The sequence below is a fragment of the Streptomyces viridiviolaceus genome (assembly GCF_014650995.1).
GTDB lineage: Bacteria > Actinomycetota > Actinomycetes > Streptomycetales > Streptomycetaceae > Streptomyces > Streptomyces viridiviolaceus.
The window spans coordinates 65,969-86,580 of sequence record NZ_BMWA01000019.1 but is presented as its reverse complement, the minus strand read 5'-3'; the positions used below and the strand labels follow the sequence as shown (position 1 = coordinate 86,580).

Below are 20,612 nucleotides of genomic sequence, written 5' to 3'. Positions count from 1 at the left end.
CATGGGACTCGAAGAAAAGCTGCCGAGCGGCTTCCTGCTCACCACCGTCGAGCAGGCCGCGGGCTGGGTGCGCAAGGCGTCGGTCTTCCCCGCCACCTTCGGCCTCGCCTGCTGCGCCATCGAGATGATGACCACCGGTGCCGGCCGCTACGACCTGGCGCGCTTCGGCATGGAGGTCTTCCGCGGCTCGCCGCGACAGGCGGACCTGATGATCGTCGCGGGCCGGGTCAGCCAGAAGATGGCGCCGGTGCTGCGGCAGGTCTACGACCAGATGCCGAACCCCAAGTGGGTGATCTCCATGGGGGTCTGCGCCTCCTCCGGCGGCATGTTCAACAACTACGCGATCGTCCAGGGCGTCGACCACATCGTCCCGGTCGACATCTACCTCCCCGGCTGCCCGCCGCGGCCCGAGATGCTGATGGACGCCATCCTCAAGCTCCACCACAAGATCCAGAACTCCAAGCTCGGAGTGAACGCCGAGGAGGCGGCCCGCGAGGCGGAGGAGGCGGCGCTCAAGGCCCTGCCCACCATCGAGATGAAGGGGCTGCTGCGGTGAGCGACGCGAACGGCAACGGGGTCAACCCCGAGAAGGACCTCTCCGCCTCCAACCTGCCCGGCCAGCGCGGCCAGGGCGGTGAGGAGATCCGCGTCCAGCGCGGGATGTTCGGCGCCAACAACGGCGGCGACACCTCCGGTTACGGCGGGCTGGTCCGCTCGGTCCGCCTCCCGGGACCGGCGAGCAGGCCCTACGGCGGCTGGTTCGACGAGGTCGCCGACGAACTGGAGGGCGCCCTGGAGGAGCAGGGGCTCCTGCCCGCCAACGCCATCGAGAAGACGGTCGTCGACCGCGACGAGCTGACCTTCCACATCGAACGTGAGCACCTCGTCCTCGTCGCCCGCACCCTGCGCGACGACCCGGCCCTGCGCTTCGAGCTGTGCACCGGCGTCAGCGGTGTCCACTACCCGAACGACAAGGGCCGCGAGCTGCACGCCGTCTACCACCTGCGCTCGATCACCCACAACCGGGTGATCCGTCTCGAAGTCAGCGCGCCCGACAGCGACCCGCACATCCCGTCGCTGTTCTCCATCTATCCGACGAACGACTGGCACGAGCGCGAGACGTACGACTTCTTCGGCATCGTCTTCGACGGTCACCCGGCCCTGACGCGGATCATGATGCCGGACGACTGGCAGGGCCACCCGCAGCGCAAGGACTACCCCCTCGGCGGCATCCCCGTCGAGTACAAGGGCGCCCAGATCCCGGCTCCGGACCAGCGGAGGTCGTACTCATGAGCACCTCGAACGCATCCGCGGCGTCCGCAGCCTCGGCGCGCGAGACCACGGAAGGCACCGTCTACACGGTCACCGGAGGCGACTGGGACGAGGTCGTCCAGTCCGCCACCCGCGCCGACGACGAGCGCATCGTCGTCAACATGGGACCGCAGCACCCGTCCACGCACGGCGTGCTCCGTCTGATCCTGGAGATCGACGGAGAGACCGTCACCGAGGCCCGGTGCGGCATCGGCTACCTGCACACCGGCATCGAGAAGAACCTCGAGTACCGGACGTGGACGCAGGGCACCACCTTCGTGACGCGCATGGACTACCTGACGCCGTTCTTCAACGAGACGGCGTACTGCCTGGGCGTCGAGAAGCTCCTCGGCATCGAGGACGAGATCCCGGACCGGGCCTCGGTCATCCGAGTGCTCCTGATGGAGCTGAACCGGCTCTCCTCCCACCTGGTGTGCATCGCCACCGGCGGCATGGAGCTCGGCGCCACCACGATCATGATCTACGGCTTCCGTGATCGTGAACTGATTCTCGACATCTACGAGCTGATCACCGGCCTGCGGATGAACCACGCGTACATCCGCCCCGGCGGACTCGCCCAGGACCTGCCGCCCGGCGCGGTGGACCAGATCCGCGAGTTCGTGAAGAAGATGAAGAAGAACCTCCCGGAGTACGACAAGCTCGCCACCGGGAACCCCATCTTCAAGGCCCGCATGCAGGACGTCGGCTACCTGGACCTGGCAGGCTGCATGGCCCTCGGCGCCACCGGTCCGATCCTGCGCTCCACCGGCCTGCCCCACGACCTGCGCAAGACGCAGCCCTACTGCGGCTACGAGACGTACGACTTCGACATCCCGACCGCCGACACCTGCGACTCCTACGGCCGCTTCCTGATCCGGCTGGAGGAGATGCGCCAGTCGCTCAGGATCGTCGAACAGTGCCTGGACCGGCTCCAGCCCGGCCCGGTCATGGTCGCCGACAAGAAGATCGCCTGGCCCGCCCAGCTCGCCCTGGGACCGGACGGACTGGGCAACTCCCTCGACCACATCAAGAAGATCATGGGCACCTCCATGGAGGCCCTGATCCACCACTTCAAGCTGGTCACCGAGGGCTTCCGCGTCCCGCCGGGACAGGCGTACGCCGCGGTCGAGTCGCCCAAGGGCGAGCTCGGGGTGCACGTCGTGTCCGACGGCGGCACCCGTCCCTACCGGGTCCACTTCCGCGACCCGTCCTTCACCAACCTGCAGGCCATGGCGGCGATGTGCGAGGGCGGCCAGGTCGCCGACGTCATCGTCGCCGTCGCGTCCATCGACCCCGTGATGGGAGGCGTCGACCGGTGACCACCAGTTCTTCGGAGCGCGGCGTCAGCCTGGGCATGCCCGAGCTGCCCGCGCCCGCCTACCCGGACGACGTCCGAGCGCGGCTGGAGACCGACGCGCGCGAGGTCATCGCCCGCTACCCGGACTCCCGGTCCGCCCTTCTGCCGCTGCTGCACCTCGTGCAGTCGGAAGAGGGGCACGTCACGCGCACCGGGATGCAGTTCTGCGCGGACATGCTGGGCCTCACCACGGCCGAGGTCACCGCCGTCGCCACCTTCTACACCATGTACCGGCGCAGGCCGAGCGGCGACTACCAGGTCGGCGTGTGCACCAACACGCTGTGCGCGGTAATGGGCGGCGACGCCATCTTCGAGTCCCTCCAGGAGCACCTGGGCGTCGGCAACGGCGAGACCACCGAGGACGGCAAGGTCACCCTGGAGCACATCGAGTGCAACGCGGCCTGCGACTACGCGCCGGTCGTGATGGTCAACTGGGAGTTCTTCGACAACCAGACCCCGACGAGCGTCAGGCGCCTCGTCGACGACCTGCGCGCGGGACGGCCGGTGACGCCCACGCGCGGGGCGCCGCTGTGCACCTTCAAGGAGACCGCCCGGATCCTCGCCGGCTTCCCCGACGAGCGGGACGGCGCCGTCGCGGCCGGCGGCAGCGCGGGTCCCGCCTCGCTGGTGGGTCTCCGCCTGGCCAAGGGAGAGACCGCACCCGCGCGCGTGGTGCACCCGCGGGACGGCGGGCCGCACGACGCGCCGCAGGACCGGGTCGTGCACGAGCCGTCCCCCACGGAGCACCTGAGCTCGCACGACGCGCCGCAGGACACATCGGCATCCGACCCGTCCCACCCGGCCGGGCCTACCGCCGAGGAGGGGGAGTGATGACCTTGGCAACCGAGATCAAGGACACCAGCCCGGAGAAGCTGCTCGCACCCGTGCTGTCGGCCTTCTGGGACGAGGACGAGTCCTGGACTCTGGACGTCTACCGGAGGCACGAGGGGTACGAGGGGCTCCGCAAGGCGCTGGCGATGTCGCCGGACGACCTGATCGCGTACGTCAAGGACTCCGGTCTGCGCGGCCGCGGCGGCGCGGGGTTCCCGACGGGGATGAAGTGGCAGTTCATTCCCCAGGGGGACGGCAAGCCTCACTATCTTGTTGTCAACGCCGACGAGTCGGAGCCGGGCACCTGCAAGGACATCCCGCTCCTCTTCGCGAACCCGCACAGCCTCATCGAGGGCATCGTCATCGCGTGTTACGCCATCAGGTCGTCGCATGCCTTCATTTATCTGCGTGGTGAAGTCGTCCCCGTGTTGCGGCGGCTGCACTCGGCCGTGCGCGAGGCCTACGCGGCGGGCTTCCTCGGCGAGAACATCCTGGGCAGCGGACTCGACCTCGAACTCACCGTGCACGCGGGCGCGGGCGCGTACATCTGCGGTGAGGAGACCGCGCTGCTCGACTCGCTCGAAGGCCGCCGTGGTCAACCGCGGCTCCGTCCCCCCTTCCCTGCCGTCGCGGGCCTCTATGCGTGCCCGACTGTGGTGAACAACGTCGAGTCCATCGCGTCGGTTCCCGCGATCCTGAACAAGGGCAAGGAGTGGTTCAGGTCGATGGGCAGCGAGAAGTCCCCGGGCTTCACGCTCTACTCGCTCAGCGGCCACGTCGCCAGCCCCGGTCAGTACGAGGCCCCGCTCGGCATCACGCTGCGCCAGCTGCTCGACATGAGCGGCGGCATGCGCCCCGGCCACCGGCTGAAGTTCTGGACGCCGGGCGGCTCCTCGACGCCGATGTTCACCGCCGAGCACCTGGACGTCCCTCTTGACTACGAAGGAGTGGGCGCCGCGGGTTCCATGCTCGGCACCAAGGCCCTGCAGTGCTTCGACGAGACGACCTGCGTCGTCCGCGCCGTCACCCGCTGGACCGAGTTCTACGCCCACGAGTCCTGCGGCAAGTGCACGCCCTGCCGCGAAGGGACGTACTGGCTCGTGCAATTGCTGCGCGACATCGAGGCCGGCAAGGGCGTCATGGCCGACCTCGACAAGCTGAACGACATCGCCGACAACATCAACGGCAAATCCTTCTGCGCCCTCGGCGACGGTGCCGCCTCGCCGATCTTCTCCTCGCTGAAGTACTTCCGCGAGGAGTACGAGCAGCACATCACGGGCCGCGGCTGCCCCTTCGACCCGGCCAAGTCGACGGCCTGGGCCGATCACCGTACGGAGGTGAACGCATGACTGTGACCACAAGCGCTCCCTCCGGCGGAGGAGAGGCGGCGGTCCCGCCGGAGGACCTCGTCACGCTGACGATCGACGGCATCGAGATCAGCGTGCCCAAGGGCACCCTGGTCATCCGCGCCGCCGAGCAGCTCGGCATCGAGATCCCCCGGTTCTGCGACCACCCTCTCCTCGACCCGGCCGGCGCCTGCCGCCAGTGCATCGTCGAGGTCGAGGGCCAGCGCAAGCCCATGGCGTCCTGCACCATCACCTGCACCGACGGGATGGTGGTGAAGACCCACCTCACCTCGCCCGTCGCCGAGAAGGCCCAGCACGGCGTGATGGAGCTGCTGCTCATCAACCACCCGCTGGACTGCCCGGTCTGCGACAAGGGCGGCGAGTGCCCGCTGCAGAACCAGGCGATGTCGCACGGCAACGCCGAGTCCCGCTTCGAGGGAAAGAAGCGGACCTACGAGAAGCCCGTGCCGATCTCCACCCAGGTGCTGCTCGACCGCGAGCGGTGCGTACTGTGCGCCCGCTGCACCCGCTTCTCCAACCAGGTCGCGGGCGACCCGATGATCGAGCTGATCGAGCGCGGCGCGCTCCAGCAGGTCGGTACCGGCGAGGGCGACCCGTTCGAGTCGTACTTCTCCGGCAACACCATCCAGATCTGCCCGGTGGGCGCGCTCACCTCGGCGGCGTACCGCTTCCGCTCCCGCCCCTTCGACCTGGTTTCCTCCCCGTCCGTCTGCGAGCACTGCTCCGGCGGCTGCGCCACCCGCACCGACCACCGGCGCGGCAAGGTCATGCGGCGGCTCGCGGCCGACGACCCCGAGGTCAACGAGGAGTGGATCTGCGACAAGGGACGGTTCGCCTTCCGGTACGCGCAGATGCGGGACCGGCTGCAGACCCCGCTGGTGCGCAACGCCGAAGGGGAGCTGCAGCCGGCCTCGTGGCCGGAGGCCCTGCAGATCGCCGCGCAGGGTCTGCTCGCCTCGCGGGGCCGGACCGGTGTCCTGACCGGCGGGCGGCTCACCGTCGAGGACGCCTACGCGTACAGCAAGTTCGCGCGCGTGGCGCTCGACACCAACGACATCGACTTCCGCGCGCGCGTGCACAGCTTCGAGGAAGCCGACTTCCTGGCCTCGCGGGTCGCCGGCCGCGGCCACGACCTCGACGGCACGGGCGTCACGTACACCTCCCTGGAGAAGGCGCCCGCGGTTCTCCTGGTCGGGTTCGAGGCCGAGGAGGAGGCGCCCGGCGTCTTCCTCCGGCTGCGCAAGGCGTGGCGCAAGCACGGTCAGCGGGTCTTCGCCCTCGCCACGCACGCCACCCGCGGCCTGGACAAGGCCGGCGGCACGCTGCTGCCGGCCGCTCCCGGCACCGAGACCGAATGGCTCGACGCGCTCGCGAGCGGCGTCGGCCTGGAGGGCGACGGTGCCCGGGCCGCCGAAGCGCTGCGCGCCGAGGGTGCCGTGATCGTCGTCGGCGAGCGCCTGGCGTCCGTGGCCGGCGGTCTCACCTCCGCCGTACGGATCGCCTCCGCGACCGGCGCCCGGCTGGTGTGGATCCCGCGCCGGGCCGGGGAGCGCGGCGCGATCGAGGCCGGTGCGCTGCCCACGCTGCTGCCCGGCGGGCGTCCGGCCACCGACCCTCGGGCGCGTCAGGAGGTCGCCGCGGTCTGGGGCCTGGCCGAGCTGCCGCACCGCTACGGACGCGACACCGGTCAGATCGTCGAGGCCGCCGCCGGGGGCGAACTCCAGGCCCTGCTGGTCGCGGGCGTGGAGGTCGCCGACCTGCCCGACCCGGCGCGCGCGCGTGAGGCACTCGCCGAGGTCGGCTTCCTGGTGTCGCTGGAGCTGCGGCCCAGCGAGGTCACCGAACTCGCCGACGTCGTCCTGCCGGTCGCAGCGGTCGCCGAGAAGGCCGGGACCTTCCTCAACTGGGAAGGCCGGGTGCGTTCCTTCGACTCTGCGCTCAAGCCCGACCAGATGACCCGCCGCCTCGCGCCCTCCGACGGACGGGTGCTGCAGATGCTGGCCGACGCCATGGACGTACACCTGGGACTGCCGGATCTGCGCACCACGCGCGCGGAGATCGACCGGCTCGGCGCCTGGGACGGTCCGCGGGCCACCGAGCCGCTGCACACCGCGAGCGCGCTGCCGCGGCCGGCCGCCGGGGAGGCCGTACTGGCCGGGCACCGGCTGCTGCTGGACCTCGGTCTCCTCCAGCAGGGCGACGAGGCGCTCGCCGGCACCCGGCACGCCGCACGCGCACGCGTGTCGCCCGCCACGGCCGCCGAGGCGGGCGTCAAGGACGGCGACGTACTCGCCGTGACCGGTCCCGCGGGGGTCGTGGAACTCCCGCTGCAGATCACCGACATGCCCGACCGGGTGGTCTGGCTCCCGCTGAACTCGGCCGGTACCGGCGTCGCCTCCGACGCCGGGGTGCTGCCCGGATCCCTCGTCCGCATCGGCCCGGCGACGCCCGCAGGCGTAGCCCCCAAGGAGGTGGAGGCATGAGCCCGTACCTCGCCGCTGAAGACCTCTCGATGTTCGGCACCGACCCCTGGTGGCTGGTCGTCGTCAAGGCGGTCTTCTGCTTCGCCTTCCTGATGGTGACCGTGCTGTTCTCCATCGTCTGGGAGCGCAAGGTCGTCGCCTGGATGCAGCTGCGCATCGGCCCGAACCGGCACGGCCCCTGGGGCATGCTCCAGTCGCTCGCCGACGGCGTGAAGCTGATGCTGAAGGAAGACGTCGTCGTCAAGCGCGCGGACAAGGCGGTCTACATCCTCGCGCCGATCGTCGCGGCCATTCCGGCCTTCATGGCGATCGCGGTGATCCCCTTCGGGCCGGCCGGCAACGAGGTCTCGATCTTCGGTCACCGCACCACCATGCAGCTCACCGACCTGCCGATCGCGATGCTGTACATCCTCGCGGTCGCCTCGGTCGGCATCTACGGCATCGTGCTGGCCGGCTGGAGCTCCGGATCGACGTACCCGCTGCTCGGCGGGTTGCGGTCCTGCGCGCAGATGATCTCCTACGAGATCGCGATGGGCGCCGCGTTCGCCTCCGTCTTCCTGTACTCGGGATCGATGTCGACCTCGGCGATCGTCGAGCAGCAGGGCGACCGCTGGTACATCCTGCTGCTGCCGGTCTCGTTCCTCCTCTACATCGTGACGATGGTCGGCGAGACCAACCGCGCCCCCTTCGACATGCCGGAGTCCGAGGGCGACCTGGTCGGCGGGTTCAACACCGAGTACTCGTCGATCAAGTTCGCGATGTTCATGCTCGCCGAGTACGTGAACATGGTGACGGTCGCGGCCGTGGCCACCACCTTGTTCCTCGGCGGCTGGCGGGCCCCGTGGCCGGTCAGCACCTTCTGGGAGGGCGCGAACCACGGCTGGTGGCCGTTGCTCTGGTTCGTCGTCAAGGTCCAGTTGCTGCTGTTCTTCTTCATCTGGCTGCGCGGCACGCTCCCACGGGTCCGCTACGACCAGCTGATGAAGCTCGGCTGGAAGGTCCTCATCCCGGTCTCCCTGGTCTGGCTGATGCTCGTCGCCACCGTCCGGGCCCTCAGGAACGAGAACTACGACTTCGCCGACATCGCCCTCTACATCGGCGGCGGCGTGCTGGTCCTGCTGCTGTTGTCCTTCGTCGTCGACATGTACCGCGACAAGGCCAAGCAGGCCGACCGGCCCGTCGAGGAGCCGGTCGCCTTCGACCCGATGGCCGGCGGGTTCCCCGTGCCGCCGCTGCCGGGGCAGGAACTGCCGCCGGTGCCGCGACGCCGCCCGCGCCGCGAGCGGGAGCTGATTGTCAGTGGCGGGCCCGATACTCAGAGTGACGGACCTCTGGGTGGATCTACGGATGGAAAGGAGGCGTCCGATGGCTGAGGAGCCCAAGGAGACCAAGCCCGGTTTCCAGAACCCCGTGGCCGGCTTCGGCGTGACCTTCAAGGCCATGTTCAAGAAGCGGCTGACCGAGCAGTACCCGGAGCAGCAGAAGACCACCGCTCCGCGCTTCCACGGACGGCACCAGCTCAACCGCCATCCGGACGGTCTGGAGAAGTGCGTCGGCTGCGAGCTGTGCGCGTGGGCCTGCCCCGCCGACGCGATCTACGTGGAGGGCGCTGACAACACCGACGAGGAACGCTACTCGCCCGGTGAGCGCTACGGCCGCGTCTACCAGATCAACTACGCCCGCTGCATCCTGTGCGGCCTGTGCATCGAGGCGTGCCCCACGCGCGCGTTGACGATGACCAACGAGTTCGAGCTGGCCGACTCCAGTCGCGCCGACCTCATCTACACCAAGGAGCAGCTGCTCGCCGGTCTGGACGAGGGCATGGTCGACACCCCGCACGCCATCTACCCGGGGACGGACGAGCAGGACTACTACCGGGGCCTGGTGACCGAGGCCGCGCCCGGCACGGTCCGCCAGGTCGCCCACTCCAAGGGCGAGGTCGTCCAGGAGGCCGCCTCCACGTTCGGCGAGGAGGAACCGGCGTCGGAGAAGGTGATCCGCCGATGACCGCGCAGCTCGCCGCCTACTCCACCTCCACCGGAGAGGCCGTCCAGTTCTGGATCCTCGGCACGATCGCGGTGATCGGCGCCCTGTGCACCGTCTTCATGAAGAAGGCCGTGCACAGCGCGCTCTGCCTCGCCGGCACCATGATCATCCTGGCGGTGTTCTACCTCGCCAACGGCGCCTACTTCCTCGGCGTCGTGCAGATCGTCGTCTACACCGGCGCGATCATGATGCTGTTCCTGTTCGTGGTGATGCTGGTCGGTGTCACCGCGGCGGACTCCCTGAAGGAGACGATCAAGGGCCAGCGCTGGCTGGCCCTGCTGTGCGGGCTCGGCTTCGGCATCCTGCTGATCGCCGGCATCGGCAACGCCTCCCTGAAGGAGTTCAGCGGAATCGGCCAGGCGAACGCGAACGGCAACGTCGAGGGCATCGCGTCCCTGATCTTCACCAAGTACGTCTTCGCCTTCGAGATCACCGGCGCCCTGCTCATCACGGCCGCGGTGGGCGCCATGGTGCTCACCCACCGCGAGCGCACCGAGCGCGCCAAGACCCAGCGCGAGCTGGCCGAGCAGCGCGTCCGGGACGGCAAGTACCTGCCGCCGCTGCCTGCCCCCGGTGTGTACGCCCGGCACAACGCCGTCGACATCGCGGGACTGCTGCCCGACGGCACCCCGTCCGAGCTCACCGTCAGCAAGACGCTGCGCGAACGGGGCCAGATCCGCGACGTGTCGACGGAGGCGCTCAACGACCTCAAGGCCCTGGAGCAGCGTGCCGAGGAGCGGCTGGAACGCGGCGCGATCGAACCGGCGAACTTCAAGCGGGCCGAGGAGGCGTCGAAGTGAATCCCGTCAACTACCTCTATCTCGCGGCCCTGTTGTTCACGATCGGTGCCACCGGGGTGCTGATCAGGCGCAACGCGATCGTCGTGTTCATGTGCGTCGAGCTGATGCTCAACGCCTGCAACCTCGCGTTCGTCGCCTTCTCCCGGATGCACGGCAACCTCGACGGCCAGATCATCGCCTTCTTCACGATGGTCGTCGCCGCCGCGGAGGTCGTGGTCGGGCTGGCGATCATCGTGTCCCTGTTCCGTTCCCGCCACTCGGCCTCGGTCGACGACGCCAGCCTGATGAAGCTGTGAGGGGTCGCTGAATCGTGGAGAATCTGATTGCGCTGCTGGTGGCGGCGCCCCTGCTCGGAGCGGCGGTCCTGCTGTGCGGCGGACGCCGGCTGGACGCCGTCGGCCACTGGATCGGCACGCTGCTGGCCGCCGCGTCCTTCGTGATCGGTGTCGTCCTCTTCACCGACATGCTCGGCAGCGGCGCCGACGACCGCACCCTGACGCAGCACCTGTTCAGCTGGATCCCGGTGGAGGGATTCCAGGCCGACGTCGCCTTCCGGCTCGACCAGCTGTCGATGACGTTCGTCCTGCTGATCACCGGCGTCGGCTCGCTGATCCACCTGTACTCGGTCGGGTACATGGAGCACGACGAGCGCCGCCGCCGCTTCTTCGGCTACCTGAACCTGTTCCTCGCGGCGATGCTGCTGCTCGTCCTCGCCGACAACTACCTGCTGCTGTACGTTGGCTGGGAGGGCGTCGGTCTCGCCTCCTACCTGCTGATCGGCTTCTGGCAGCACAAGCCCAGCGCCGCCACGGCGGCCAAGAAGGCGTTCCTGGTCAACCGCGTCGGCGACATGGGCCTGTCGATCGCGATCATGCTGATGTTCCTGTGGTTCGGCACCTTCGCCTTCGGGCCGGTGCTCGGCGGCCACGGGGAGGCCGGGCTCGCGGGCGAGGCGGGCGAGGGGAAGCTCACCGCGATCGCCCTGATGCTGCTGCTCGCCGCCTGCGGCAAGTCCGCCCAGGTGCCGCTGCAGTCCTGGCTCGGGGACGCGATGGAGGGCCCGACCCCGGTCTCGGCCCTGATCCACGCCGCGACCATGGTGACCGCGGGCGTGTACCTGATCGTCCGCTCCGGGGCGATCTTCAACGGCGCGCCGGACGCCCAACTGGTGGTCACCATCGTCGGCGCGGTCACGCTGCTGTTCGGTGCGATCGTCGGTTGCGCCAAGGACGACATCAAGAAAGCACTGGCCGGGTCGACCATGTCGCAGATCGGCTACATGGTGCTGGCCGCGGGCCTCGGCCCCATCGGCTACATCTTCGCGATCATGCACCTGGTGACGCACGGCTTCTTCAAGGCCGGGCTGTTCCTCGGCGCCGGTTCGGTCATGCACGGCATGAACGACGAGGTCGACATGCGCCGCTACGGCGGACTGCGCAAGTACATGCCGATCACGTTCATCACCTTCGGCCTCGGCTACCTGGCCATCATCGGCTTCCCGGGCCTGTCCGGCTTCTTCTCCAAGGACAAGATCATCGAGGCGGCGTTCGCCAAGGGCGGCACCGAGGGCTGGATCCTCGGCGGCGCGGCCCTGCTGGGCGCCGCCATCACGGCGTACTACATGACGCGCGTGATGCTGATGACGTTCTTCGGCGAGGAGCGCTGGCGGAACGCCCCGACGCCGTCCCCGGCCGAGCCGGACGTGGAACCCGCGGCCGAGACCCGCGGCGAGTACACCCCGCCGCACCCGCACGAGTCGCCGAGGGTCATGACGGTCCCGATGATCCTGCTGGCGGTCGGATCGGTGTTCGGCGGCGCGTTCTTCAGCATCGGCGACCGCTTCCTGCACTGGCTGGAGCCCATCACCGGGCACGACCACGGTGACGCGCCGATCAGCGCCATGACGGTCACGGTGTCCACGGTGGCCGTGATGGTCATCGGCGTGGCGGCCGCCTGGGCGCAGTACGGCCGCCGCCCGGTTCCGGCCGTCGCCCCGCGCGGTTCGCTGCTCACCCGGGCCGCCCGGCGCGACCTGCTCCAGGACGACTTCAACCACGTCGTCCTGGTCCGCGGCGGCGAGCACCTCACGCGCTCGCTGGTCTACGTCGACCACACCCTGGTCGACGGGGTCGTCAACGGCACGGCGGCGTCGGTCGGCGGCCTGTCCGGGCGGATGCGCCGGCTGCAGAACGGCTTCGCGCGCAGTTACGCGGTCTCGATGTTCGGCGGCGCGGCGATCCTCGTCGCCGCGACCCTGCTGATGAGGGCGGTCTGATACCGATGTCCTTTCCCCTGCTGACAGCGACGGCGGTGCTCCCGGCCGTCGGGGCCATCGCCACGGCCGCCGTGCCGGCCGCGAAGCGCACCGTGGCCAAGTGGCTGGCGCTGCTGTTCTCGCTGGCCACGCTCGCGCTGGCGATCGCGGTCCTGATCCGCTTCGACCCCGGCGGCGACCGCTACCAGCTGACCGAGTCCCACGCGTGGATCGCGGACTTCGGCGTCCGGTACGAGCTGGGCGTGGACGGCATCGCCGTTGCGCTGATCGCCCTGACCGCCGTACTGATCCCGTTCATCATCCTCGCGGGCTGGCACGACGCCGACCCGCTGGAGACCGGCAGCAGCCGGTGGCGGCCGACGCAGGGCTTCTTCGCCCTGATCCTGACCGTCGAGGCGATGGTGATCCTCTCCTTCGAGGCCACCGACGTCTTCCTCTTCTACATCTTCTTCGAAGCCATGCTGATCCCGATGTACTTCCTCATCGGCGGCTTCGGGGACCGGGCCCACGAGCACGGAGAGAAGGCGGCCTCCACCCAGCGGTCCTACGCCGCGGTGAAGTTCCTCCTCTACAACCTGGCCGGCGGTCTGATCATGCTGGCCGCGGTGATCGGGCTCTACGTGGTCGCGGGCAACTTCTCGCTCACCGAGATCGCCGAGGCCCGGGCGAGCGGCGAGCTGACCATGGCGACCGGCACCGAGCGGTGGCTGTTCCTCGGCTTCTTCTTCGCGTTCGCGGTGAAGGCGCCGCTGTGGCCACTGCACACCTGGCTGCCCAACGCCATGCAGGAGTCCACGGCGCCGGTCGCCGTGCTCATCACGGCGGTCGTCGACAAGGTCGGCACCTTCGCCATGCTCCGCTTCTGCCTCCAGCTGTTCCCGGAGGCGAGCAAGTGGGCGACGCCCGTCATCCTCGTACTGGCCCTGATCAGCATCATCTACGGGGCGCTGCTGGCGGTGGGCCAGCGCGACATCAAGCGTCTGATCGCCTACGCGTCGATCTCCCACTTCGGCTTCATCATCATGGGCATCTTCGCGATGACCAGCCAGGGCCAGTCCGGCGCGACGCTGTACATGGTCAACCACGGGATCTCGACCGCCGCGCTGATGCTGGTGGCGGGCTTCCTGATCTCCCGGCGCGGCTCGCGGCTCATCGCCGACTACGGCGGTGTGCAGAAGGTCGCCCCGGTACTCGCCGGCACCTTCCTGATCGGCGGTCTGGCGACCCTGTCGCTGCCGGGCCTGGCGCCCTTCGTCAGCGAGTTCCTGGTCCTGGTCGGCACGTTCACGCGGTACCCGGTGATCGGCATCATCGCCACCTTCGGCATCGTCCTCGCCGCGCTCTACACCCTGGTCCTCTACCAGCGGACGATGACCGGCCCGGTCAAGCCCGAGGTGTCGGCGATGCCCGACCTGCGGGTGCGTGAGCTGGTGGTGGTCGCGCCGCTGGTGGCGCTGCTGATCTTCCTGGGCGTCTATCCGAAGCCCGTCACGGACATCGTCAACCCGGCGGTGAAGCAGACCATGTCCGACGTACAACAGAAGGACCCCCGGCCCGAGGTGGAGGCGGCCAAGTGAGCACAACAGCCGTCCACAGCCTGTGGACAACAGCGGCGACGGCGGCCGAACCGCTCTCGAAGATCGACGCACCGAAGATCGAGTACGGGCAGCTGTCGCCCACCCTGATCGTGGTCGGCGCGGCGATCGTCGGCGTGCTGATCGAGGCGTTCGTCCCGCGCAGGTCCCGCTACTACGCACAGACGTTCGTGTCCGTCGTCGCGCTCACGGCCGCCTTCGCCGCGGTCGTCGCGCTGGCGGCGGACGGATACGGCACGACCAAGGCGCGCATCGCCGCGATGGGCGCGATCGCCGTCGACGGACCGGCCCTCTTCCTCCAGGGCACCATCCTGCTGGCGGCACTGATCGGCCTGTTCACCTTCGCCGAGCGGCGGCTCGACCCCGCGGCGCACGGCAACCGTGTCGACTCCTTCGCCGCGCAGGCCGCGGCCGTACCGGGCAGCGAGGGCGAGCAGAAGGCGGTCAAGGCCGGCTTCACCACCACCGAGGTGTTCCCGCTGCTGCTCTTCGCGGTGGCCGGCATGCTCATCTTCCCGGCGGCCAACGACCTGCTGACGCTCTTCGTGGCCCTGGAGGTCTTCTCCCTGCCGCTGTACCTGCTGTGCGCGCTGGCCCGCCGCAAGCGGCTGATGTCGCAGGAGGCGGCGGTCAAGTACTTCCTGCTCGGCGCGTTCGCCTCGGCGTTCACACTGTTCGGCATCGCCCTGCTGTACGGCTACGCGGGCTCGATGTCGTACGGGACGATCGCGCAGGTCGTCGACGGCACGGTGCAGAACGTCACCCCGGCGCTCGCCGACACCATGGGCAACGACGCACTGCTGCTCGTCGGCGCCGCGCTGCTCGTCATGGGCCTGCTGTTCAAGGTGGGCGCGGTGCCGTTCCACATGTGGACACCGGACGTGTACCAGGGCGCGCCGACGCCGGTGACCGGCTTCATGGCGGCGGCGACCAAGGTGGCGGCCTTCGGCGCGCTGCTGCGGATCCTGTACGTCGTCCTGCCGGGCCTGCGCTGGGACTGGCGGCCGGTGATGTGGGGCGTGGCGATCGTCACCATGCTGGGCGGCGCCATCGTCGCGATCACGCAGACCGACATCAAGCGACTGCTGGCGTACTCGTCGATCGCGCACGCGGGCTTCATCCTCGCGGGTGTCATCGCGACCTCGCCGGACGGTGTCTCGTCCGTCCTCTTCTACCTGGCCGCGTACTCGTTCGTGACCATCGGCGCGTTCGCGGTGGTCACGCTGGTGCGCGACGCGGGGGGCGAGGCGACGCACCTGTCGAAGTGGGCGGGGCTCGGACGCAGGTCGCCACTGGTGGCCGCCGTGTTCGCGGTGTTCCTGCTGGCCTTCGCGGGCATTCCGCTGACCTCCGGGTTCGCGGGCAAGTTCGCCGTGTTCAAGGCGGCGGCGGAGGGCGGTGCGGCCCCGCTGGTCGTGATCGGTGTGATCTCGTCGGCGGTCGCGGCGTTCTTCTACATCCGCGTGATCGTGCTGATGTTCTTCAGCGAGCCACGGCCCGAGGGCCCGACCGTCGCCGTGCCGTCCCCGCTGACCATGACGGCGATCGGCGTCGGTGTGGCGGTCACGGTGGTGCTCGGTGTGGCGCCGCAGTACTTCCTGGACCTGGCGGGTCAGGCGGGAGTCTTCGTGCGCTGACGCAGCGGCGCGCGTCCCTGCACGGCAGCGGCCCGGTTCCCCGCGTTCCGCACGCGGGGAACCGGGCCGTCGCGCTGCTCGGGGCCGGGAGCCTGTGGATAACTCCGGGGGCTGTCGGCGCGGACCCCTATCGTGGATGCAGTGGCCGAGGCAGGACGGACGAGGCAGGACGTACGGGGGACAGGACGATGGGCGGGACGGGCGTGATCGGCGAGATGGCAGGGTCGACGGACAGCGAGGCGCTGGCCACGCTGCACCGGGTCTTCGGGTTCGAGGCCTTCCGCGGCGAGCAGGAAGCGGTCGTCGAGCACGTGGTGGCGGGCGGGGACGCCGTCGTCCTCATGCCCACCGGCGGCGGGAAGTCGCTGTGCTACCAGATCCCGGCCCTGGTGCGGCCCGGCACGGGCATCGTGATCTCACCGCTCATCGCGCTGATGCAGGACCAGGTGGACGCGCTGCGGGCACTCGGGGTGCGCGCCGGGTTCATCAACTCCACGCAGGACTTCGACGAGCGGCGCGTGGTGGAGGCCGAGTTCCTCGCCGGCGAGCTGGACCTGCTCTACCTGGCGCCCGAGAGGCTGCGGCTGGAGGGCACCCTCGACCTGCTCACCCGGGGGAAGATCTCCGTCTTCGCGATCGACGAGGCGCACTGCGTCTCGCAGTGGGGCCACGACTTCCGGCCCGACTATCTCGCCCTGTCCCTGCTCGGCGAGCGCTGGCCGGACGTGCCCCGGCTCGCGCTCACGGCCACGGCGACGCGCGCGACGCACCAGGAGCTCACCGAGCGGCTGAACATGCCGAGGGCGCGGCACTTCGTGGCGAGCTTCGACCGGCCCAACATCCAGTACCGGATCGTGCCGAAGACGGACCCCAAGAAGCAGCTGCTGAGCTTCCTGCGCGAGGAGCACCCCGGGGACGCGGGCATCGTGTACTGCCTCTCGCGCAATTCGGTCGAGAAGACGGCCGAGTTCCTCACGCGCAACGGTGTCGAGGCGGTGCCGTACCACGCGGGTCTGGACGCGGGCACCCGCGCGGCGCACCAGTCCCGGTTCCTGCGGGAGGAGGGCCTGGTCGTGGTGGCGACCATCGCCTTCGGGATGGGCATCGACAAGCCGGACGTGCGGTTCGTCGCCCACCTCGACCTGCCCAAGTCGGTCGAGGGCTACTACCAGGAGACCGGCCGAGCCGGACGGGACGGACTGCCCTCGACGGCCTGGATGGCGTACGGACTCAACGACGTCATACAGCAGCGCAAGCTCATCCAGTCCGGCGAGGGTGACGAGGCGTTCCGCCGGCGGGCCCAGTCCCACCTGGACGCGATGCTCGCCCTGTGCGAGACCGCCCAGTGCCGCCGCGGGCAGCTCCTCGCCTACTTCGGACAGGAAGCGGACCCGTCCGGCTGCGGCAACTGCGACACCTGCCTGACCCCGCCCGAGACCTGGGACGGCACGATCGCGGCGCAGAAGGTGCTGTCCACGGTGGTGCGGCTGAAGCGGGAGCGCGGACAGAAGTTCGGCGCCGGGCAGATCATCGACATCCTGCTGGGCAAGCGCACCGCCAAGGTGATCCAGTTCGACCACGACCAGCTCTCCGTGTTCGGCATCGGCGAGGAGCTGACCGAGGGTGAGTGGCGGGGCGTCGCACGGCAGCTGCTCGCCCAGGGCCTGCTCGCGGTCGAGGGGGAGTACGGCACGCTCGTGCTGACCGAGGCCAGCGGAGCGGTGCTGCGGCGCGAGCGGGAGGTGCCGCTGCGCAAGGAGCCCAAGAAGCAGGCCGCCGCGCGGGCGGCGGGCACCCGAGGGGACCGCAAGCCCAAAGCCGCCGCGGCCGACCTGCCCGAGGAACTGCTCCCCGCCTTCGAGGCGCTGCGCGCCTGGCGCGCGGAGCAGGCCCGCGAACAGGGCGTGCCCGCGTACGTCATCTTCCACGACGCCACGCTCCGGGAGATCGCCACGGTGTGGCCCACGTCGATCGGGCAGCTCGGCGGCATCAGCGGCGTCGGCGAGAAGAAGCTGGCGACCTACGGGGAGGGAGTGCTGGCGGTGCTGGCCGGGCTGGGCGCACCGGCCGGCGAGACGGCCCCGGCCCCGGCGCCGGTGAGCGGTGCCGGTCCGGACGCGGACGAGTGGCCCGAGCCGGAGCCGGAGCCGGAGGACTGGATATAGGCGGCGCCGGCCTCACAGGGCCCGGGCCGCGTACGCCCTGACGTCCGCGTCCGTGTCGCTCGTGGCGGTGGCGAGCGCCGACCGGGCGTCCTGCGTGGTGCCGGTGTGCCGGGTGAGGGCCAGGACCGCGGCCTTGCGGACGTCGGCGTTCGGATCGGCGAGCGCCTTGGCGAGGGCCGGGACCGCGGTCTCGGGAGCGGCGGCGGACAGCGCGGTGGCCGCGCCGGCGCGGACCTGCCAGGAGGGGTCCGCCAGCGCGGAGACCGCCCGTGCCGCCAGCGGGGCGGGGCAGCCGGTCTCCGCCAGGGCCGTGAAAGCCGCGCCGCGGACCAGGGCGTCGGAGTCCTCCGTGAGCCGACGGAGGGAGCCGTCGGCCGAAGGGTCGGCCTTGAGCGTCCCCAGCGCCTTGGCCACGGTGACCCGGACCTCGCGGGACGGGTCGGCGGCGGCCGGGGACAGCGACTCCGGGGCGTCCAGGGAGACGAGCCCGCGCACCGCCTCGATGCGCACGGCGGTGTCCGGGTCGGCGAGGGCCGTGGTGAACGTGTCGGCGTTGCCCAGCCGCAGTATGCGCAGCAGGTCCAGTGCGGTGGCGCGGACGACCGGGTCGGACTGGGACAGCGCCTGATCGAGAGGCTCGCCCAGCGCGGGTTCGGGCGTCAGCGTCTCGACGAGTTCGCGCAGGGAGGCCGCCGCGGCGCCGCGTACCTCGCCGTCGGAGTCGGACAGGGCAGTGGCGAGGGCCGGACCGGTGCCGGCAGGGACCGTCTCGGTGAGGACGGTGACCGCCGTACGCCGGACGGCGGGCTCGGGGTCCGTCAGGTACGACCGGAGGGCGGAGAGTTCGGGTTCGCTCTCGGCAAGGGCCAGGAGTTCCAGCAGCCGGGGGGAGGCCGTCGCCGTCGGCTCCACGCCGGCGTGGTCGCCGCCCGCCTCGGTGACCGGAGGCTGGAGTCCCGCGGCGATCGGCGCGACGTCGCGGGCGCCGGCCGTGGCGACCTGCTCGGGGTGTACCTCGCCGAGGTGCCGGGAGGGGCCGCCGACAGGGGTGAACTCGTCGACCGGAACCAGATAGGGAGCCACGGGACGTGCCGTGAACTCCATCGCACCGGAGGGGGACTTGTGCAGATCGAGATGGTGGAACCAGGACGCGTCGTCCCGGCTCGGGTGGTCGAGACGGTCGTGGTAGAGGCCCCAGCGGGACTCCGTGCGGGCCAGGGAGGCCCGGGCGGCCATCTCCGCGCAGTCGCGGATGAAGGTGACCTCGGCGCAGCGCATCAGCTCGTGCGGGGTGCGGGCGCCCATCGCCGCGATGTCCGCGCGCATCCGCTCGAAGGCCTCCAGGGCGAGCGACAGCCGGGCGCCGGACTTCGGCGGGGCCACGTAGTCGTTCACGAAGCGGCGCAGCTTGTACTCGACCTGGGGCTGCGGCGGGCCGTCGGGGTTGCGCAGCGGTCGGTAGATCAGTTCGTGCGCGGCGCGCAGCTGTTCGGTCGGCAACTCGCCCGCGTACGGCCGGTACCGGGCGGCGTCCGCGCCCGCCAGGTCGCCGAAGACGAACGCGCCGATCATGTAGTTGTGCGGCACGCAGGCCAGGTCGCCGGCGGCGTACAGCCGGGGGACGGTGGTGCGGGCGTGGTCGTCGACCCGTACGCCCGAGGCGGAGTGCCCGCCGCACAGGCCGATCTCGGAGATGTGCATCTCGATGTCGTGGGTGCGGTAGTCGTGCCCGCGGCCCGCGTGGAAGGTGCCGCGGGTCGGGCGCTCGGTGGAGTGCAGGATGCTCTCCAGGGCGGAGACCGACTCCTCGGGGAGGTGGCTGAGCTTCAGGTACACCGGGCCGCGGTCGCCGGCGACCTCCGCGGCGAACTCGGCCATCATCTGGCCCGACCAGTAGTCCGAGTCGACGAAGCGCTCGCCGTGCCGGTTGACCTGGTAGCCGCCGAAGGGGTTGGCGACGTAGGCGCAGGCCGGGCCGTTGTAGTCCTTGATCAGCGGGTTGATCTGGAAGCACTCGATGCCGGTCAGCTCGGCGCCCGCGTGGTAGGCCATGGCGTAGCCGTCGCCCGCGTTGGTGGGGTTCTCGTAGGTGCCGTAGAGGTAGCCGGACGCGGGCAGGCCGAGCCGGCCGCAGGCACCGGTCGCCAGGATCACCGCGCCGGCGCGGACGGCCACGAACCGCCCGGTGCGCGTGTTGAAGCCCGCCGCGCCCACGGCCCGGCCCTCCGCCGTCAGCACCCGCACCGGCATCACGCGGTTCTCGATGCGGATCCGCTCCCGCATCTCGCGCCGCCGCAGCTGCCGGTACAGGACCTTCTTGACGTCCTTGCCCTCCGGCATCGGCAGCACATAGGAGCCGGAGCGGTGCACCTGGCGGACCGCGTACTCGCCGTGCTCGTCCTTCTCGAACTTCACGCCGTAGGACTCCAGCCGCTGGACCATGGCGAAGCCGCGGGTCGCGGTCTGGCGGACGGTGGACTGGTCGACGATGCCGTCGTTGGCCCGGGTGATCTCGGCGACGTAGTCGTCGGGTTCGGCGCGGCCGGGGACGACCGCGTTGTTGACGCCGTCCATGCCCATGGCGAGGGCGCCGGAGTGCCGGACGTGGGCCTTCTCCAGGAGCAGCACGTTCGCGCCGTGCTCGGCGGCGGTCAGCGCGGCCATGGTGCCGGCGGTGCCGCCGCCGATGACGAGGACGTCGCAGGAGAGCTCTTCGGCGTCGGTGAGGGCGGGGATCTCCACCAG

General features: G+C 70.3%; 15 protein-coding genes. 14 read left to right on the top strand and 1 reads right to left on the bottom strand.

The genetic code is table 11. The annotated features are described in order from the left end of the window. The first annotated feature begins 1 nt into the window (after position 1). From IE260_RS26570 to recQ, 14 genes are all read left to right on the top strand, one after another. Positions 2 to 556, top strand: coding sequence for a NuoB/complex I 20 kDa subunit family protein (locus IE260_RS26570; RefSeq protein ID WP_055635348.1), 555 nt, complete (start codon positions 2 to 4; stop codon positions 554 to 556). Beyond that, entirely contained in the window at positions 553 to 1,293 is a 741-nt protein-coding gene (locus IE260_RS26565) for an NADH-quinone oxidoreductase subunit C (protein WP_189876131.1), read from the top strand. The genes IE260_RS26570 and IE260_RS26565 overlap by 4 nt, the downstream gene beginning before the upstream one ends. Beyond that, positions 1,290 to 2,630, top strand: coding sequence for an NADH-quinone oxidoreductase subunit D (locus IE260_RS26560; protein ID WP_189876129.1), 1,341 nt, complete (start codon positions 1,290 to 1,292; stop codon positions 2,628 to 2,630). Before IE260_RS26565 ends, IE260_RS26560 begins: the two co-directional genes overlap by 4 nt. After that, positions 2,627 to 3,499, top strand: coding sequence for an NADH-quinone oxidoreductase subunit NuoE (gene nuoE / locus IE260_RS26555; RefSeq protein ID WP_189876127.1), 873 nt, complete (start codon positions 2,627 to 2,629; stop codon positions 3,497 to 3,499). The genes IE260_RS26560 and nuoE overlap by 4 nt, the downstream gene beginning before the upstream one ends. Further along, positions 3,496 to 4,848: an NADH-quinone oxidoreductase subunit NuoF gene (gene nuoF / locus IE260_RS26550; RefSeq protein WP_189876125.1), complete on the top strand. Its 1,353-nt coding sequence runs from the start codon at positions 3,496 to 3,498 to the stop codon at positions 4,846 to 4,848. Before nuoE ends, nuoF begins: the two co-directional genes overlap by 4 nt. After that, the gene (locus IE260_RS26545; protein WP_189876123.1) at positions 4,845 to 7,349 is read left to right on the top strand and encodes an NADH-quinone oxidoreductase subunit G; all 2,505 of its coding nucleotides are present in this window, start codon (positions 4,845 to 4,847) and stop codon (positions 7,347 to 7,349) included. Before nuoF ends, IE260_RS26545 begins: the two co-directional genes overlap by 4 nt. Beyond that, positions 7,346 to 8,722, top strand: a complete 1,377-nt coding sequence (gene nuoH, locus IE260_RS26540) for an NADH-quinone oxidoreductase subunit NuoH (RefSeq protein ID WP_189876121.1) — start codon at positions 7,346 to 7,348, stop codon at positions 8,720 to 8,722. The genes IE260_RS26545 and nuoH overlap by 4 nt, the downstream gene beginning before the upstream one ends. Then, positions 8,715 to 9,356: an NADH-quinone oxidoreductase subunit NuoI gene (gene nuoI / locus IE260_RS26535; protein ID WP_189876119.1), complete on the top strand. Its 642-nt coding sequence runs from the start codon at positions 8,715 to 8,717 to the stop codon at positions 9,354 to 9,356. Before nuoH ends, nuoI begins: the two co-directional genes overlap by 8 nt. Beyond that, on the top strand, positions 9,353 to 10,195 hold the full coding sequence (locus IE260_RS26530; RefSeq protein ID WP_189876117.1) for an NADH-quinone oxidoreductase subunit J: 843 nt from the start codon (positions 9,353 to 9,355) through the stop codon (positions 10,193 to 10,195). Before nuoI ends, IE260_RS26530 begins: the two co-directional genes overlap by 4 nt. Further along, positions 10,192 to 10,491 (top strand): NADH-quinone oxidoreductase subunit NuoK, encoded by a 300-nt coding sequence (nuoK, locus tag IE260_RS26525; RefSeq protein ID WP_004927567.1) that lies wholly within the window; start codon positions 10,192 to 10,194, stop codon positions 10,489 to 10,491. Before IE260_RS26530 ends, nuoK begins: the two co-directional genes overlap by 4 nt. Before the next feature lie 14 nt (positions 10,492 to 10,505). Then, positions 10,506 to 12,470 carry an NADH-quinone oxidoreductase subunit L gene (gene nuoL / locus IE260_RS26520; protein ID WP_189876115.1) on the top strand — a complete coding sequence of 655 codons (1,965 nt, stop codon included), beginning with the start codon at positions 10,506 to 10,508 and terminating at the stop codon, positions 12,468 to 12,470. 5 nt (positions 12,471 to 12,475) lie between these two features. Next, the gene (locus tag IE260_RS26515) at positions 12,476 to 14,047 is read left to right on the top strand and encodes an NADH-quinone oxidoreductase subunit M (RefSeq protein WP_189876114.1); all 1,572 of its coding nucleotides are present in this window, start codon (positions 12,476 to 12,478) and stop codon (positions 14,045 to 14,047) included. Beyond that, positions 14,044 to 15,702 carry an NADH-quinone oxidoreductase subunit NuoN gene (gene nuoN / locus IE260_RS26510; protein ID WP_189876112.1) on the top strand — a complete coding sequence of 553 codons (1,659 nt, stop codon included), beginning with the start codon at positions 14,044 to 14,046 and terminating at the stop codon, positions 15,700 to 15,702. The genes IE260_RS26515 and nuoN overlap by 4 nt, the downstream gene beginning before the upstream one ends. Positions 15,703 to 15,890: 188 nt before the next feature. Then, positions 15,891 to 17,867, top strand: coding sequence for a DNA helicase RecQ (gene recQ / locus IE260_RS26505; protein ID WP_189876110.1), 1,977 nt, complete (start codon positions 15,891 to 15,893; stop codon positions 17,865 to 17,867). Between the two features lie 12 nt (positions 17,868 to 17,879). Here recQ and IE260_RS26500 read toward each other — a convergent pair whose 3' ends face one another. After that, positions 17,880 to 20,609, bottom strand: a complete 2,730-nt coding sequence (locus IE260_RS26500) for a fumarate reductase/succinate dehydrogenase flavoprotein subunit (RefSeq protein WP_189876108.1) — start codon at positions 20,607 to 20,609, stop codon at positions 17,880 to 17,882. Positions 20,610 to 20,612: the final 3 nt, after the last annotated feature.

What these genes read in the sequence shown, in the direction of transcription:
- IE260_RS26570 (WP_055635348.1), top strand. Translation starts at nt 2, where the DNA reads ATGGGACTCGAAGAAAAGCTGCCGAGCGGCTTCCTGCTCACCACCGTC.
- IE260_RS26560 (WP_189876129.1), top strand. Translation starts at nt 1,290, where the DNA reads ATGAGCACCTCGAACGCATCCGCGGCGTCCGCAGCCTCGGCGCGCGAG.
- IE260_RS26545 (WP_189876123.1), top strand. Translation starts at nt 4,845, where the DNA reads ATGACTGTGACCACAAGCGCTCCCTCCGGCGGAGGAGAGGCGGCGGTC.
- nuoH (WP_189876121.1), top strand. Translation starts at nt 7,346, where the DNA reads ATGAGCCCGTACCTCGCCGCTGAAGACCTCTCGATGTTCGGCACCGAC.
- nuoI (WP_189876119.1), top strand. Translation starts at nt 8,715, where the DNA reads ATGGCTGAGGAGCCCAAGGAGACCAAGCCCGGTTTCCAGAACCCCGTG.
- IE260_RS26530 (WP_189876117.1), top strand. Translation starts at nt 9,353, where the DNA reads ATGACCGCGCAGCTCGCCGCCTACTCCACCTCCACCGGAGAGGCCGTC.
- IE260_RS26515 (WP_189876114.1), top strand. Translation starts at nt 12,476, where the DNA reads ATGTCCTTTCCCCTGCTGACAGCGACGGCGGTGCTCCCGGCCGTCGGG.
- recQ (WP_189876110.1), top strand. Translation starts at nt 15,891, where the DNA reads ATGGGCGGGACGGGCGTGATCGGCGAGATGGCAGGGTCGACGGACAGC.